The sequence below is a fragment of the Streptomyces sp. NPDC059456 genome (assembly GCF_042750055.1).
GTDB lineage: Bacteria > Actinomycetota > Actinomycetes > Streptomycetales > Streptomycetaceae > Streptomyces.
Genome location: NZ_JBHYVA010000148.1, coordinates 1 through 14,718 on the forward strand (window position 1 = coordinate 1; position 14,718 = coordinate 14,718).

At 73.0% G+C, this 14,718-nt stretch carries 17 protein-coding genes, 1 tRNA gene and 1 pseudogene; 5 read left to right on the plus strand and 14 right to left on the minus strand.

Annotated features, from left to right (window positions below; genetic code table 11):
* A partial coding sequence (locus tag ACFXA3_RS15665; RefSeq protein WP_385187090.1) for a GatB/YqeY domain-containing protein occupies positions 1-426 on the minus strand: 426 nt, incomplete at its 3' end.
* A gap of 67 nt (positions 427-493) precedes the next feature.
* Between ACFXA3_RS15665 and ACFXA3_RS15670 the strand changes: the two genes are divergently transcribed.
* Together ACFXA3_RS15670 and ACFXA3_RS15675 are read left to right on the plus strand one after the other, a co-directional pair.
* Positions 494-1,432 (plus strand): metallophosphoesterase, encoded by a 939-nt coding sequence (locus ACFXA3_RS15670; RefSeq protein WP_327132974.1) that lies wholly within the window; start codon positions 494-496, stop codon positions 1,430-1,432.
* A gap of 114 nt (positions 1,433-1,546) precedes the next feature.
* Positions 1,547-1,620: transfer RNA gene (locus ACFXA3_RS15675), tRNA-Pro, on the plus strand.
* A gap of 140 nt (positions 1,621-1,760) precedes the next feature.
* Here the strand turns inward: ACFXA3_RS15675 and ACFXA3_RS15680 are convergent.
* The 6 genes and pseudogenes from ACFXA3_RS15680 to ACFXA3_RS15705 all read right to left on the minus strand — a co-directional run bounded on the left by ACFXA3_RS15680 (position 1,761) and on the right by ACFXA3_RS15705 (position 4,742).
* Positions 1,761-2,165 carry a GNAT family N-acetyltransferase gene (locus tag ACFXA3_RS15680; protein WP_385187092.1) on the minus strand — a complete coding sequence of 135 codons (405 nt, stop codon included), beginning with the start codon at positions 2,163-2,165 and terminating at the stop codon, positions 1,761-1,763.
* A gap of 67 nt (positions 2,166-2,232) precedes the next feature.
* Complete coding sequence (locus ACFXA3_RS15685; protein WP_385187094.1) at positions 2,233-2,748, minus strand: DUF5956 family protein; 516 nt, start codon at positions 2,746-2,748, stop codon at positions 2,233-2,235.
* 32 nt (positions 2,749-2,780) lie between these two features.
* Complete coding sequence (locus tag ACFXA3_RS15690; protein WP_385187111.1) at positions 2,781-3,140, minus strand: amidohydrolase family protein; 360 nt, start codon at positions 3,138-3,140, stop codon at positions 2,781-2,783.
* Between the two features lie 202 nt (positions 3,141-3,342).
* Positions 3,343-4,215: pseudogene (locus tag ACFXA3_RS15695) on the minus strand (amidohydrolase family protein); the annotation flags it as partial.
* Positions 4,216-4,329: 114 nt separating this feature from the next.
* Entirely contained in the window at positions 4,330-4,497 is a 168-nt protein-coding gene (locus ACFXA3_RS15700; protein ID WP_376195290.1) for a hypothetical protein, read from the minus strand.
* Positions 4,498-4,577: 80 nt separating this feature from the next.
* Positions 4,578-4,742, minus strand: a complete 165-nt coding sequence (locus ACFXA3_RS15705) for a hypothetical protein (protein ID WP_385187096.1) — start codon at positions 4,740-4,742, stop codon at positions 4,578-4,580.
* Between the two features lie 102 nt (positions 4,743-4,844).
* Here ACFXA3_RS15705 and ACFXA3_RS15710 point away from each other — a divergent pair, with 102 nt between their 5' ends.
* Positions 4,845-6,638: a prolyl oligopeptidase family serine peptidase gene (locus ACFXA3_RS15710; protein WP_385187097.1), complete on the plus strand. Its 1,794-nt coding sequence runs from the start codon at positions 4,845-4,847 to the stop codon at positions 6,636-6,638.
* 43 nt (positions 6,639-6,681) lie between these two features.
* Positions 6,682-7,542: an SURF1 family protein gene (locus ACFXA3_RS15715; RefSeq protein ID WP_385187099.1), complete on the plus strand. Its 861-nt coding sequence runs from the start codon at positions 6,682-6,684 to the stop codon at positions 7,540-7,542.
* Here ACFXA3_RS15715 and ACFXA3_RS15720 read toward each other — a convergent pair.
* The 7 genes from ACFXA3_RS15720 to ACFXA3_RS15750 form a co-directional block, all read right to left on the minus strand.
* Complete coding sequence (locus ACFXA3_RS15720) at positions 7,514-8,620, minus strand: hypothetical protein (RefSeq protein WP_385187101.1); 1,107 nt, start codon at positions 8,618-8,620, stop codon at positions 7,514-7,516. The two genes, ACFXA3_RS15715 and ACFXA3_RS15720, sit on opposite strands and share 29 nt — an antisense overlap.
* Positions 8,617-9,381 (minus strand): SigE family RNA polymerase sigma factor, encoded by a 765-nt coding sequence (locus tag ACFXA3_RS15725; protein WP_385187102.1) that lies wholly within the window; start codon positions 9,379-9,381, stop codon positions 8,617-8,619. Before ACFXA3_RS15725 ends, ACFXA3_RS15720 begins: the two co-directional genes overlap by 4 nt.
* Positions 9,382-9,550: 169 nt before the next feature.
* Positions 9,551-10,624: an aspartate-semialdehyde dehydrogenase gene (locus ACFXA3_RS15730; RefSeq protein ID WP_385187104.1), complete on the minus strand. Its 1,074-nt coding sequence runs from the start codon at positions 10,622-10,624 to the stop codon at positions 9,551-9,553.
* Positions 10,621-11,895, minus strand: a complete 1,275-nt coding sequence (locus tag ACFXA3_RS15735; protein ID WP_054226178.1) for an aspartate kinase — start codon at positions 11,893-11,895, stop codon at positions 10,621-10,623. Before ACFXA3_RS15735 ends, ACFXA3_RS15730 begins: the two co-directional genes overlap by 4 nt.
* A 191-nt stretch (positions 11,896-12,086) precedes the next feature.
* Positions 12,087-12,761 (minus strand): DUF5063 domain-containing protein, encoded by a 675-nt coding sequence (locus ACFXA3_RS15740; RefSeq protein WP_385187105.1) that lies wholly within the window; start codon positions 12,759-12,761, stop codon positions 12,087-12,089.
* Positions 12,754-13,353: a recombination mediator RecR gene (gene recR, locus ACFXA3_RS15745; protein WP_385187106.1), complete on the minus strand. Its 600-nt coding sequence runs from the start codon at positions 13,351-13,353 to the stop codon at positions 12,754-12,756. The genes ACFXA3_RS15740 and recR overlap by 8 nt, the downstream gene beginning before the upstream one ends.
* Positions 13,354-13,395: 42 nt before the next feature.
* A complete protein-coding gene (locus tag ACFXA3_RS15750) occupies positions 13,396-13,740 on the minus strand; it encodes a YbaB/EbfC family nucleoid-associated protein (RefSeq protein WP_385187108.1) in 345 nt (114 codons plus the stop codon).
* A gap of 266 nt (positions 13,741-14,006) precedes the next feature.
* Between ACFXA3_RS15750 and ACFXA3_RS15755 the strand changes: the two genes are divergently transcribed.
* A partial coding sequence (locus tag ACFXA3_RS15755; RefSeq protein WP_385187109.1) for an SLATT domain-containing protein occupies positions 14,007-14,718 on the plus strand: 712 nt, incomplete at its 3' end.

Genomic DNA, 14,718 nt, shown 5'->3' on the forward strand with positions numbered 1-14,718 from the left:
GCCGCCCTCCGCCAGACCGGCCACCTTCGGGCCCACGATCTTCATGACGGCGCCCATGGCGCGCGGCCCCTCGGCACCCGCGGCCTTGGCCTCCTCGACCGCCTGGGCCACGATCGCGCCGAGCTCGTCGTCACTGAGCTGCCTGGGCAGGTAGGTGTCGAGGAACTCGCCCTCCGCCGTCTCGCGCGCGGCCTGCTCGGGACGACCACCCTGCGCGAAGGCCTCCGCGGCCTCGCGGCGCTTCTTCGCCTCCTTGGCGATCACCTTCAGCACCTCGTCGTCGGAGAGCACGCGCGCTTCCTTGCCCGCGACCTCCTCCTTGGTGATGGCGGCGAGGGTCAGGCGCAGCGTGGACGAGTGCAGCTCGTCGCGCGCCCTGATGGCGGTGGTGAGGTCTTCCTGGAGCTTGGCCTTGAGCGTGGTCATGCCCCGAGTCTGCCAGGTCGAAGGGCGGTGGCGCCCGCCGGTTTTCCGCGTCTGCGACGATGGGGCCATGCGTGCGCGTTACGGAGTACCCCTGAAGGTCACCGCATCGATCGCGGCCGTGGGGGCCGCTGGTGTGGCCTATGCCGCCGGTTTCGAGGCGCGGTCGTTCCGCCTGCGCCGGATCACCGTGCCGGTCCTCCCCGCCGGGATGCGCCCGCTGCGCGTGCTCCAGGTCTCCGACATCCACATGGTCGGCGGACAGCACAAGAAGCGCGCCTGGCTCCAGTCCCTGGCCGGTCTGCGCCCCGACTTCGTCGTGAACACCGGCGACAACCTCTCCGACACCGAGGGCGTTCCGGAGGTGCTGGACGCCCTGGGACCCCTGATGTCCTTCCCGGGCGTGTACGTCTTCGGGTCGAACGACTACTACGGGCCGCGGCTGCGCAACCCCGGGCGCTACCTGATCGAGAAGGTCCAGGGACGGCACGGCCTCAACGGCAACAAGCCGGTCGTCGGCGCCGTCCACAACCCGTGGGAGGAGATGCGGGACGCCTTCGACGCGGCGGGCTGGGTCAACCTCACCAACACCCGCGGCCGCCTGAAACTGCCCGGCCTGGAACTGGCCTTCACCGGCCTCGACGACCCGCACATCAAGCGGGACCGCTACGAGCGGGTCGCGGGCGGGCCGGAGGCCGACGCGGACTTCTCGATGGCCGTCGTGCACGCCCCGTACCTGCGCGTCCTGGAGTCCTTCACGGCCGACCGGTACCCGCTGATCCTCGCCGGGCACACCCACGGCGGGCAGCTGTGCATCCCCTTCTACGGGGCACTCGTCACCAACTGCGACCTGGACACCAAGCGGGTCAAGGGGCTCTCCACGCACGAGGCGGACGGCCACCGGGCCTACCTCCACGTCTCGGCGGGCTGCGGCACGAACCGCTACACCCCGGTCCGCTTCGCCTGCCCCCCGGAAGCCACCCTCCTGACCCTGACCCCGAAGGCCTGACCCCCACCGCGCCGGGGCCCGCCGGCCCCTCGCGCAAACCGGATTTCGTCTCCGGCCGAGGGTCCGCTAAAGTAATCGATGTCGCCAGGACAGCAACTGCTGCAAGGCGGCGATCGGGGTGTAGCGCAGCTTGGCAGCGCGCTTCGTTCGGGACGAAGAGGTCGTGGGTTCAAATCCCGCCACCCCGACAGAGAAGTACCAGGTGAGAGCCGGTGCAGAGCAATCTGCACCGGCTCTTTCTGCGTCTGGGTGACTGATCGGGTGACCACCGGTGCGCGGTGGCGTGCGGGCTTCGGCCCCGGTGATCACCCGGTCGTCGGCCGCCGGGTCAGGCGAGGGAGTCCAGGGTCCAGGCGGACTCGTGGCGGTCGAAGCCGATGTGCGGGTAGTACTCCACCGCCGCCGGGGCCGCGAGCAGGATGAGTTTGGCCTGCGGGGCGGCTTCCCGGGTGGCCCGGATCAGGTCCCGTCCCACGCCCCGGCGCTGGAACCCGGCGTCCACGGCGATGTCGCTCAGGTACGTGGCGTACGCGCCGTCGGTGACCGAGCGGGCGATGCCGATCAGCCGGCCGTCGAGGCGGGCGGTGATCACGAGGTTGGCGCCGGCGAGCATCCTGGTGAACCGCTCGACGTCGTCGACGGGACGGCGCTCGCCGAGGGTGGACGCCCGGTAGAGGGCGGTGACTTCGGCGACGTCGAGGCTCGCGCCGACTACGGGCTCACACTTCCACATGGGTTTCTGGCTCCTTGCTCGGATCTTCCGGTCGGGCGTTCATATGATCGCCGCTGCCGGGAGGCCGTCAGCCGTCGGGCCCGGTGGTCATCGAGGCGAGCTCGGCACGGGTCAGGGCGAGGAAGGCGGCCGTGGGCCGGGCCTCGACGCCGCGTTCCCGCGCCACCGTGCGGAGGTGTTCGAGGACCGCCCCCACCGTGGGGTGGGAGCCGAGGGGGCGCAGCAGCCACAGGCGGTCCGGGGGCCGGTGCGGGAGGCCGAGGGCCGTGAGGACCTCGTCGGCCTCCCAGTCGAGGTCGTGCAGGTCGGGGTCGGCGAGCGGGGCGGCCTCGACGCCGGTGATGTGCCCGTGGCCGTCCAGCCGGGTCCGGACCGCCCAGTGGGTGGACCGGTCCGGGATCCAGGTCCGGGCCGCCGGGGGCCACACGTAGGGGAGGAACACCCACAGCGTGTCCTCGGGCGCGGGCTCCCAGCCGAGCACCTCCAGTTCCCGGACCTCGGGCAGCCGGTCCGCCTCCTGCTCGCTGCGGCCGGTCCGGCGCAGTGCGAGCGGGTGCGGTGTTCCGTCCTCGTCCCACGACATGCGCGCAGGCTACCGCCGGGGCGGGCGCCGTCCTACGACCGGCCCGCCGGGCGGAAGTCCACGTCCGCGGGCGGCTCCCCGGGCCAGTTCAGCCGCGCCGGCGCCGGCGGCGTCTCGGCGAGTACGGTGCCCCGGGCGACCACGTACCGCGGCCGGACCTGGCGGCGCAGGGCCTCCGCGGGGGTCTCGGCCGGCAGCAGCACGAACGAGGCGGGGGCGCCCTGCGCGATGCCGTACTCGGCGGCCGTCAGGCCGAGGACGCGCGCCGCACGCTCCGTCACCATCTCGTAGGCCACCGGGATTTCGTCCGCTCCCGTGAGCTGGGCCGCGTACAGCCCGACGAGGGCGGTCTGGAGCGGGTTCCCGGTGCCGAGCGGGTTCCACGGGTCCATCACGTCGTGGGGGGGGGGGGGGGCGGGGGGCGCGCCCCCCCCCCCCCCCCCGGGGCCGGCGCGCCCCCCCCCCCCCCGGGGGGGGGGTGGGGGGGGGGTCCGGGGGGCGGGGGGGTGCCCCGGGCCACTCCCCGGGGTGGGCCCCGCCCCCCCCGTTGACGCCCGCCGCCAGCATCTCCTTGACCTGCGTGAGGCCGCGCCGCTTGGGGTAGTCGTCGAAGCGGCCCTGGAGGCCCAGGTTCGCGAAGGGGTTGGAGACCAGGTTGATCCCGGAACGGGACAGCAGCCGCCGGAGTTTGTAGCTGTACGCACCGCCGTAGGAGCCCATCGCCGTCGTGTGCGAGGCCGTGGCCCGCTCCCGCAGGCCCGTGCGCAGCGCGAGCGCCGCGAGCACCTCCACGAACCGGGACTGCTCGTCGTCGATCTCGTCGCAGTGGGCGTCCACGCGCAGGCCGTGCTCCTCGGCCACCGCGAAGGCGATGCCCAGCGACGCGACGCCGTCCTCGCGGGTGTCCTCGAAGTGGGGGATCGCCCCGACGACGTCGGCGCCGCGCCGGGCCGCCTCGCGCAGCAGCGCCTCTCCGTCCGGGAAGGAGACGATGCCCTCCTGCGGGAAGGCGACGATCTGCAGGGTCAGGACGTCCCGCACCCGGTCGCGGACCTCCAGCAGCGCGTCCAGCGCGGTGAGCGACGGGTCGGTGACGTCACAGTGGGTCCGTACGTGCAGCACGCCCTGGGCGGCCTGCCAGCGCAGCACCTGCGTGGCCCGCGCGACGACGTCCTCGCGAGTCAGGGTGCGCTTGCGCTCGCTCCAGCAGGCGATGCCCTCCCACAGGGTCCCCGAGGCGTTCGGGCGGGGCTCCCCGGCGGTCAGGGCGGTGTCCAGGTGGATGTGCGGCTCCACGAAGGGGGGCGTCAGCAGCCCGCCGTGCGCCTCGATCAGGACGCCGGTGGCCGGGGGCTCCTTCTGGTCGTCGTACGGGATCACGCGCGCGATGCGGCCGTCCTCGGCGACCTCGACGTCGGACAGGCCGTCGGTGTGGAGCAGCCGGGCACCCCGGACGATCATCCGCATGCGGCCAGCCTACGACCGTGGCCCGTGGTTCCCCGGGGGAAACCACAGGCCACCACCCGTGAAACCGGCAATCCACGGGCAGCGGCAGCCGCCACGGCCCGGCCCGTCGCGGTCTCAGCCGCGCTTGGCCTGGGCCTTCTGCTGCATGCCCCGCGTCTTCGCGGAGACGGACTGCACGTCTCTGACCGCCGCCTTGGCACGTGCCTCGGCCGCCGTGTTCTTCGCCCGCTCCCGCTCGCGCTCCGCGGCCTGTGCCGTACCGGCACGAGCCTTCTTGGCCATGGTCACTCCTCCTCGGGACACGCCGGAGGGCCTACGCCCTCCACTGTCCCCCCGTTCGGAGGAGGCGGCATCCGCAGCGGTCAGCCGTGCCCGCCCTTGCGGCGCTGCTCCCGCATCCGGTCCTCCTTCATGGCCATCGTCTGCGCCTCCCGCACGTCCTCGACCAGCTGCGCCGGCTTGCCCGGCATCCGGGAATCCGACGTCCGACGGTCCTCGTGAGTCTGTTCCTTGCGCTTGTTCGCCATGATCACTCCTCACTGGAAAACGGCTGGGTGGGACCCCGCCCACGCTGCCCCCTCCCGGCCGCCGCGACCATCCGGCAGCGCCAATCGGGTTACATGGGGGGTATGACTGACAACACGGCCATGCCCGACTGGGAGAAGCGCTTCCGGGCGCCGCGCATCGGGCTGCCCGACTGGGCGGAGGACGCCCCGGACCGCTCGCTCTTCGTCTCGAACGCGACGGGGACGTACGAGCTCTACGCCTGGGACCGGGCCACCGGCACGCAGCGGCAGGCCACGGACCGGCCCAACGGGACCACCGACGGAACGCTCTCCCCCGACGGCGAGTGGATCTGGTGGTTCTCCGACACCGACGGCGACGAGTTCGGCACCTGGGTGCGCCAGCCCTTCGCGGGCGGTCCCGACGAGCCGGCCACCCCCGGGCTGGAACCCTCGTACCCCGCCGGACTCGCCATCGGCCGCGACGGGACGGCGGTGGTCGGCCGGTCCACCGACGAGGACGGCTCGACCATCCACGTGCTGCGGCCGGGGGCCGCCGGACCCGAGGTGATCTACCGGCACCGGGAGTCCGCCGGCGTGGGCGACCTCTCCCGCGACGGGACCCTGATCGCGATCGAGCACACCGAGCACGGCGACGCCATGCACTCGGCGCTGCGCGTGGTCACCCTCGACGGCGCCACGGTCGCCGAGCTCGACGACTCCCGGGGCGGCACGGTCGAGCTGGGCCTGGAGGTCCTCGGCTTCGCCCCCGTCGCCGGTGACACCCGGCTGCTGGTCGGCCACCAGCGACGCGGCCGCTGGGAGCCGATGCTGTGGGACGTGGCCACCGGAGCCGAGCAGGACCTGGCGGTCGAGCTGCCGGGCGACGTCAGCGCCGAGTGGTACCCGGACGGTTCCGCCCTGCTGATCGCGCACGGCTTCGAGGCGCGCAGCGAGCTCTGGCGCTACGACCTGGCCGCGCGGGACCTCGTCAGGGTGGACACCCCGCCCGGCACCGTCTCGGGCGCGACGGCCCGGCCCGACGGCACGGTGGAGTACCAGTGGTCCTCCGCGGCCGAGCCCTCGTCCGTACGGTCCACCGCGGGCGGGGTCGTCCTGGATCCCCCCGGGTTCCGGCCGCCGGGCTCGGTGCCGGTGGAAGACGTGTGGGTGGACGGGCCCGGCGGGCGGATCCACGCGCTGGCGCAGCGGCCGCAGGGCCACGGCGAGGGGCCGTTCCCGACGGTGTTCGAGGTGCACGGCGGGCCGACCTGGCACGACAGCGACGCCTTCGCGGCGGCGCCGGCGGCCTGGCTGGACCACGGCTTCGCGGTCGTCCGGGTCAACTACCGGGGCTCGACGGGCTACGGCCGGGAGTGGACCGACGCCCTCAAGCACCGCGTCGGCCTGATCGAGCTGGAGGACATCGCGGCCGTCCGGGAGTGGGCGGTGGCCTCGGGCCTGTCCGACCCGGCGCGGCTGGTGCTCTCCGGCGGCTCCTGGGGCGGCTACCTGACCCTGCTGGGGCTGGGCACGCAGCCCGGGGCCTGGGCCGTGGGCCTGGCCGCCGTGCCGGTCGCCGACTACGTGACGGCGTACCACGACGAGATGGAGGCGCTGAAGGCCCTGGACCGCACCCTGTTCGGCGGGACGCCGGAGGAGGTCCCGGACCGTTTCGAGGCGTCCTCGCCGCTCACCTACGTCGACGCGGTGACGGCTCCCGTCCACATCGCGGCGGGCGTCAACGACCCGCGCTGCCCGATCCGGCAGATCGACAACTACGTCGGCCGGCTGGCGGCGCGCGGCGCGGTGCACGAGGTGTACCGGTACGACGCCGGGCACGGCTCGCTCGTCGTGGAGGAGCGGATCAAGCAGGTCCGGATGGAGCTGGACTTCGCGCTGAAGCACCTGCCGCGGTAGCCCCGGCCCCGAAGATCCGGTGCACCCCCCGTACGGTGGTGGGGTGCACCGGTTTCTCCTGACCCCGCGCTGGTGGGGGATCAACGTCTTCGTCGCCCTCGCCGTGCCCGTCTGCCTGTTCATGGGGACGTGGCAGCTCGGCCGGTTCGAGGACCGCGTCGACACGCACCGGGAGGCGACCGCCGAGCGGCCCGCCGCCGAGACCGCCGCGCCGCTGGAGTCGCTGCTTCCGGTGGACAAGAAGACCTCCGGACGCCTCGCCTCCGCCTCCGGCGAGTTCGCCGAGCAACTGCTCGTCCCCGACCGGCTGCTCGACGGCAAGAGCGGCTTCTACGTCCTGACCCTGCTGCGGACCGACTCCGGCAAGGCCGTCCCGGTGGTCCGGGGCTGGCTGCCGGGCACCGCGGACGCCGCGAAGGCGCCGGCCGCGCCGACCGGGCGGGTCGAGGTGACGGGTGCGCTCCAGGCCTCCGAGAACTCCACCACCAAGGGCGTCCACGCCGAGGGCGGCCTGCCGGCCGGGCAGCTCGGGGTGATCGGGGCGGCCTCGCTGGTCAACCTCGTGCCGTACGAGCTGTACGACGCGTGGCTGACGGTGCAGACCCCGGCGGACGGGCTGACCCCGGTGCCCGCGCAGGCGCCGAGCAACACCGGGCTCGACCTGAAGGCCTTCCAGAACCTCGGCTACACCGGCGAGTGGTTCGTCTTCGCCGCGTTCGTGCTGTTCATGTGGTTCCGGCTCTACCGCCGCGAGGTGGAGACCCTGCGCGACGCCGAGGCCGGACTGCTGCCGCAGGAGGCCGCTTCCGCCGCGACGGCGACTGCCGGCACGGCCACGGCTCCGGCCGCCGCCACGGCCGGCGCCACGGAGGGCGCTACGGCTTCGGCGCGTCCAGCGGAATGACGCCCGTCCGGTAGAGCGTCCCGCCGCAGGCCGACGGGATCGTCGTCTGCGTGGTGGGCGCACCCGGCAGCGCCGTGTTCGGCGTGTGCGTCACCGCCACCCCGGTCGTCTCCGGGGCCTTGCCTGCGGTGTCCGGCTCCGGCCCCTTCGCGGTGGCCGCCTCCCCCGCCGTGCGCTGCCCGGTGTCCGGGGATCCGCCGGCGGGGGGCTTGGGTCCCGCGTCGGGCGTGGCCGCCGGGCAGGACTGCGCCGAGGGCACCCACGCGAAGCGGACCTCGTACGCCGTGTACGGCTGGAGCAGCAGCAGCGGCGTCTCCGTCGACGGGTCGGGCAGACCGGCCGCCGGGTCCCCCGCCGTGTGGCCGACCACGGTGACCCCGGCGGACTGGCCGGGCGCGGCCGCCGACACCGAGGCCGCGGTCACGGTGTCCGGGCCGACGACGGTACAGCCGCGCCCCGACACGTTGGTGACCTTGAAACTGCCGTACACCTTGCCGTCGGACTCCGGGGCCCGGGCGCTGCCCTGCACCCCGAGCTGCTCCGCGCTGCACCCGGACACGCCGGACGCCGCCACCGGGGGCATCGGGCCGGTGCCGGCCGAGGCGCCCGCCGAGGTCCCGCCGCCGTCCGGGCCGGCCGTGGCGCCGCCGGTCGGGGCGCCGCCGGTCTGCGCGTCGGGGTGGGTGCCGGGCCCGCCCGTCTCCACGCCCTTGCCCGCTGCCTTGCCGGGCTGCGGCGCGGTGCCGGCCCCGTTCTGGTGCGGGTCGGAGGTACCGTCGCCCGCCGTGGCGCCGGGCTGCTCGCCGTGCCCCGCCATGGCGGAGTGGTCGGTGGCCGAGCCCTCGCCGCCGGTGATGTGCAGGTGCAGGGCCGCCGGGACGGCCGTCCCGGCCAGCAGCACGGCGGCCACCGCCCCGATGACGGCCTGCCGCTTGCGCGTCCGGCGCACGGGGACCGCGTACTGCAGCCGCTCCAGCGCGCCCGCGGAGGGCTCCAGGCCCTCGACGGCTCCGCGCAACAGGCTCCGCAGCGCCTCTTCCTCGCCCGCCCCGCCCGGCGGAGTGTGGTCGTCCCTCATGACTGCGCAGCCTCCATCGCCACCCGCAGCGCGGCAATGCCCCGCGATCCGTACGCCTTGACCGAGCCGAGCGAGACGCCGAGCGTCTCGGCGACCTGGGCCTCCGTCATGTCCGCGAAGTACCGCAGCACCAGCACCTCGCGCTGGCGCCGCTGGAGTCCGCGCATCGCCTTGATGAGATCGTCCCGTTCCAGCTGGTCGTACGCGCCCTCTTCGGCGCTGGCCATGTCCGGCATCGGCTTCGAGAGCAGTTTGAGGCCGAGGATGCGGCGGCGCAGCGCGGAGCGCGAGAGGTTGACGACGGTCTGGCGGAGATACGCCAGTGTCTTGTCCCGATCGCGCACGCGGTTGCGGGCCGAGTGGACCCGGATGAACGCCTCTTGGACGACGTCCTCGCAGGAGGCGGTGTCGTCGAGGAGCAGCGCGGCCAGGCCGAGCAGCGAACGGTAGTGGGCCTGGTAGGTCTCGGTGAGGTGGTCGACCGTGGTGCCCGCGACGACGGCGGCGGACTCGGCGGCGGACTCGGCAGCGGCGGAGACCTCCTCGCCGGTCCCCGCGGCCTCCGCGCTATCGCGGGGCGCGGGCACGCGGCCGCCCCGGGCAGGTACGGCAGGGGGCGCGGCGAGCGGTACGGCCGGCGGGACGGGAACGATCACCGGGAAACCGCCGGACGCGGGCACGGGCACGCGCGAAGGCCGGCGCGGCGCACTGGTTGCGCTGCGCGCCGGTACGACGGCGAAGTCGAGAAGTGCCTCTGCCACGCCAGTTGGACACGCGTCCCCCCACCAGGGTTGTACGCGTGAGGCCGCCTCACCAGCAAAGTCTCGATTGCCCTCATGCGTACCCGCTCTTCCTGATTGCCCCGCCCGTCCAGGCGGCAGTCAGGCCATCACCTTGATCAAGGGATCAGCACTGATCCTACAAAGTGAATTACGCGAATTCACCAGCGATCAGTTCCGCGATCTGAGTGGCATTCAGGGCGGACCCGTTGCGGAGATTGTCCGCGCACACGAAGAACTCCAGGGAGCGCGGATCGTCGAGCGAGGCCCGCAGCCGTCCCACCCATGCCGGATCCGTCCCGGCCGCGTCCACCGGAGTCGGGAACTCCCCGGCCGCCGGGTCGTCCACCACGACCACGCCGGGCGCGGCCTCCAGGATCTCCCGGGCGTGCGAGGCGTTCACCTCGGCCTCGAACCGCGCCCGTACGCTCAGCGAATGCCCGGTCAGCACGGGCACCTGTACACAGGTCACCGCGACCGGCAGCGCGTCCAGGTGCAGGACCCGGCGCGTCTGCGCCCGTACGGCCAGCTCGTGCGAGGACCAGCCGCCCTCGCGCAGCTCGCCGGACCACGGCACCACGTTCAGGGCCAGCGGGGCCGCGAAGGGACCGGCGTCCTCGCCCACGGCACGGCGCACGTCCCCGGTGTGCTCGCCCAGGGAGGTACCGGCGACCAGCGACAGCTGGCGGCGCAACGTCTCGGAACCGGCCCGTCCGGCCGCGCTCGCGGCCTGGTACGAGGACACGGTCAGGTCGGCCAGCGCGTACTCGGCGTGCAGCGCGCCCAGGGCGGCGATCATCGCGGCGGTGACGCAGTCCGGGCTCGCGACGATCCCGCGCGGCCGCATCCGTACGGCCTGCGCGTTGACGCAGGGCACCACGAGCGGCACCTCGGCGTCCTCCCGGAAGGCCGCGGACTGGTCGACGGCGACGGCCCCGCGCGTGACGACGACCGGCGCCCAGCGGGCCGAGACCTCGGCCGGGGTCAGGAACAGCACCACGTCGCCCGGGCCGATGCCGTCGAAGGCGTCCTCGGTGAGGGCGAGCACCTCGCTCTCCTCACCGCGCACGGTCAGCATGCGGCCGGCCGACCGCCCGGAGGCGATCAGCCGGATGTCGCCCCAGACGTCCGCCCGCTGGGACAGGACCTGGAGCACGACGGAGCCGACCGCTCCGGTCGCCCCGACCACGGCGAGTGCCGGTGCCGGGGCCGACCGGGTCGTCATCGTCCGGTGCCTCCGTAGACGACGGCCTCGTCACTGTCGGAGTCGAGACCGAAGGCCGTGTGCACGGCGCGGACGGCGTCGTTCACGTCGTCCCCCCGGGTGACGACCGAGATCCGGATCTCGGAGGTCGAGATCAGCTCGATGTTGACGCCCGCGTCGGACAGCGCCTGGAAGAACGAGGCGGTGACGCCCGGGTTGGTCTTCATGCCCGCGCCGACCAGGGAGATCTTGCCGATCTGGTCGTCGTAGCGCAGGGAGTCGAAGCCGATGGCGCCCTTCGCCTTCTCCAGGGCGTCGATGGCCTTGTGGCCCTCGGCCTTGGGGAGGGTGAAGGAGATGTCCGTCAGGCCCGTGGACGCGGCGGACACGTTCTGCACGATCATGTCGATGTTGATCTCGGCGTCCGCGATGGCGCGGAAGATCGCCGCGGCCTCGCCCGGCTTGTCCGGGACGCCGACGACCGTGATCTTGGCTTCGGAGACGTCGTGAGCGACTCCGGAGATGATGGCGTGCTCCACCTGCGCGTCCCCTTGCGGATTCTCGTTGCTGACCCAGGTGCCCGGCAGTCCCGAGAAGGACGAGCGGACGTGGATCGGGATGTTGTAGCGGCGTGCGTACTCGACGCACCGGTGCAGCAGCACCTTGGAACCGGACGCGGCCAGCTCCAGCATGTCCTCGGAGGAGATCCAGTCGATCTTCCGGGCCTTCTTCACCACACGCGGGTCCGCGGTGAACACACCGTCGACGTCGGTGTAGATCTCGCAGACCTCGGCGTCCAGCGCCGCGGCGAGCGCGACGGCGGTCGTGTCCGAGCCGCCCCGGCCGAGGGTGGTGATGTCCTTGCTGTCCGCCGACACGCCCTGGAAGCCGGCGACGATGGCGATGTTGCCCTCGTCCAGCGCCGTACGGATGCGGCCCGGCGTGACATCGATGATGCGCGCTTTGTTGTGGACCGAGTCGGTGATCACACCCGCCTGGCTGCCCGTGAACGACTGGGCCTCGTGACCCAGGTTTTTGATCGCCATGGCCAGCAGCGCCATGGAGATCCGCTCTCCGGCGGTCAGCAGCATGTCGAACTCACGTCCGGCGGGCATCGGGGATACCTGCTCGGCGAGATCGATCAACTCGTCCGTCGTGTCGCCCATCGCGGAAACCACGACGACCACCTGGTGGCCGTTCTTCTTGGCGTCCACGATCCGCTTGGCGACGCGCTTGATGCCCTCGGCATCGGCTACGGAGGAGCCTCCGTACTTCTGCACGACAAGGCCCACGTGCGCTCCTCGCTCAATCCAGTACTGCGGTCGCGGGCCAGTCTAACGAGCGACCGCAATACGGCCGCCGCGTACCACATCATGAGACATCGGGTTCAACCCGTGATCATGACGGGACGTGACGGGACGGCCGGGCTGCCGGGAGCGGGCCGGGTGCCGGGAACCCGGCCGGACCGCGGCCCGCCGACCGGCTACAGCTCACCGACCGGCCGGCGGACCGGGGCGCGGCCGATGGTGCCGAGCTCCTCGGCCATGACCCGGCCCGCCTGCTCGGCGAGGTCGTCCTCGGCCAGGTCCTCGTCGGTGTCCAGGCCGTCCAGCGCCTCCAGCGGCTGGTCCAGCCGGACGTGCGCGACCAGCGACTGGAGGGCGCGCAGCGTCGCCGAGGCGGTCTGGCCCCAGTTGGAGAAGTACGAGAACTGCCACCACCACAGCGCCTCGGCCGTCCGGCCCGCCCGGTAGTGCGCCAGCCCATGCCGCAGGTCCGCCACCACGTCGGCCAGGTCGTCGGAGATCCGGTGCGCCACCGGCGCCTTGCGCGGCTCGTACGGGTCGAAGACCTCGGAGTACACGTCGACCGGGTCGAGCATGTACGCGAACCGCTCGCGCAGCTCGTCCACGTCCGGCTCCGGGCCGAGGTCGGGCTCGTAGCGCTCGTCGGGCAGGACGTCCTGGTACGCGCCCAGCCGGCCGCCCGCCAGCAGCAGCTGGGACACCTCCAGGAGGAGGAAGGGCACCGCGCTGTCCGGGTCCTCGCCCTTGGCCACCTCGGCGACCGCGACGATGAAGGACTCGATCTGGTCCGCGATCTGGACGGCGAAGTCGTCCGGATCCTGGGCCAGGGCGTGCAGCGTTGCGTCAGACATCGAGAAGTCGCCTTCCTTCAAAGGCCCGCCCGAGCGTGACCTCGTCCGCGTACTCCAGATCTCCCCCGACGGGGAGCCCGCTGGCCAGGCGGGTCACCTTCAGGCCCATGGGCTTGATCATGCGGGCGAGGTACGTGGCGGTCGCCTCGCCCTCCAGGTTCGGGTCGGTGGCGAGGATCAGCTCGGTCACCTCGCCGTCCGCGAGGCGCGCCAGCAGCTCGCGGATGCGCAGGTCGTCCGGGCCGACGCCCTCGATCGGGCTGATCGCACCGCCCAGGACGTGGTACTTGCCCCGGAACTCGCGGGTCCGCTCGATCGCGACGACGTCCTTCGGTTCCTCGACCACGCAGATGACCGTGGTGTCGCGGCGCGGATCGCGGCAGATGTTGCACCGCTCCTCCTGCGCCACGTTCCCGCACACGGCGCAGAACCGGACCTTGTCCTTGACCTCCAGCAGCGCGTGCGCGAGGCGCCGGACGTCGGTGGGCTCGGCCTGCAGGATGTGGAAGGCGATCCGCTGCGCGCTCTTGGGCCCGACGCCGGGCAGCCTGCCCAGTTCGTCGATCAGGTCCTGGACCACGCCTTCGTACACGGACTGCCTTCTTTCGGGAGGGGTGGGTGGGTGGGGAGGGGACTAGAACGGGAGGCCGGGGATGCCGCTGCCGCCGCCCAGGCCCTGGGCCAGCGGGCCGAGCTTCTGCTGCTGGAGCGCCTGTGCGTTCTCGTTCGCCGCCTGGACCGCCGCGACGACCAGGTCGGCGAGGGTCTCGGTGTCCTCCGGGTCCACGGCCTTCGGGTCGATCACCAGTGCACGCAGTTCACCGGAACCGGTGACGGTCGCCCGGACCAGACCGCCGCCGGACTGGCCCTGCACCTCGGCACGGGCCAGTTCCTCCTGGGCCGCGGCAAGGTCCTGCTGCATCTTCTGGGCCTGCTGGAGCAGCTGCTGCATGTTGGGCTGGCCACCACCGGGAATCACAGGTCACTCACTCCGTAACGTCGTCCAAGCCTGGGGCAGCTTGGTCAATCCGAGCCTACGTGCTCCCCGCGCGGCGCGCCCTACGCCGTGAGGACCAACTCTTTCGAGTGAGAGACGGGGCGTGCGCGTACCTGATGGAGCCCTCCTTGCGGGCGGAAAACCGGGGATTCGTCGCCCATCGGCCGCCATTCGAAGGTAGGAAGAGCATGCGCATCATTGCGCACACGCGCACCACCACACGTCAGCGCAGGCAGAGGGAGTGCCGGGTGAGCCAGCCGGAGATGCAGCCCGAGGGGCCACCCCGGGATCCCCGGGATCCCCGGGAGGAGGGCAGCGGACCGATGGCGGCGGGCGACCTGACCGGCGGACCGTTCCCTCTCGGGGACTGGGGCGAGCCGGCCGAGCGGCTGGACGAGCTCTACCGGCGGGTGGAAGCCGATGCGCTGCGCACCGCCGAGTGGTATCTGTCCGACCGCGCGTGGAAGCGCCGCGGTGCACGGGTCCTGCGGATCGGCGCGGCGGCGGGGGCGATCGCCGGAGCCTCGATGCCGCTGCTGGAGCTGACCGGCTCCGCCTCCGGCCTGCTGCCGTACGGATACCTGTCGCTGCTGCTGGGCGCCGCCTGCCTGGCCTGCGACCGGTTCTTCGGGCTGACGTCGGGCTGGATGCGGGACGTGGCGACGGCGCAGGCGGTCCAGCGCCGGCTCCAGACGTTGCAGTTCGACTGGGCTTCCGAGAACGTACGGGAGGTCCTGGGCCCGACGGAGGGAACCGCGAGCGAGGCGGCGGAGCGGTGCCTGACCGTCCTGCGCCGCTTCTCGGAGGACGTCACGGAGCTGGTGCGGTCCGAGACCGCGGAGTGGATGGTGGAGTTCTCGTCGGGGCCGGCGCCGCTGGTGATGCAGTCGCGAGGCGCCCCGTGGTCCCGGGCCGAGGCGGGGCTGCCGCCCGCCCCCTTCACGCTGCCGCCGGGCCCCC

Coding starts and splice junctions, on each gene's coding strand:
- ACFXA3_RS15700 (WP_376195290.1), bottom strand. CDS start 4,497: ATGGCCAAGAAGGCTCGTGCCGGTACGGCACAGGCCGCGGAGCGCGAG.
- ACFXA3_RS15690 (WP_385187111.1), bottom strand. CDS start 3,140: ATGGACCCGTGGAACCCGCTCGGCACCGGGAACCCGCTCCAGACCGCC.
- ACFXA3_RS15720 (WP_385187101.1), bottom strand. CDS start 8,620: ATGAGGGACGACCACACTCCGCCGGGCGGGGCGGGCGAGGAAGAGGCG.
- ACFXA3_RS15685 (WP_385187094.1), bottom strand. CDS start 2,748: ATGTCGTGGGACGAGGACGGAACACCGCACCCGCTCGCACTGCGCCGG.
- ACFXA3_RS15680 (WP_385187092.1), bottom strand. CDS start 2,165: ATGTGGAAGTGTGAGCCCGTAGTCGGCGCGAGCCTCGACGTCGCCGAA.
- ACFXA3_RS15740 (WP_385187105.1), bottom strand. CDS start 12,761: ATGTCTGACGCAACGCTGCACGCCCTGGCCCAGGATCCGGACGACTTC.
- ACFXA3_RS15670 (WP_327132974.1), top strand. CDS start 494: ATGCGTGCGCGTTACGGAGTACCCCTGAAGGTCACCGCATCGATCGCG.
- ACFXA3_RS15705 (WP_385187096.1), bottom strand. CDS start 4,742: ATGGCGAACAAGCGCAAGGAACAGACTCACGAGGACCGTCGGACGTCG.
- ACFXA3_RS15710 (WP_385187097.1), top strand. CDS start 4,845: ATGACTGACAACACGGCCATGCCCGACTGGGAGAAGCGCTTCCGGGCG.
- ACFXA3_RS15730 (WP_385187104.1), bottom strand. CDS start 10,624: ATGACGACCCGGTCGGCCCCGGCACCGGCACTCGCCGTGGTCGGGGCG.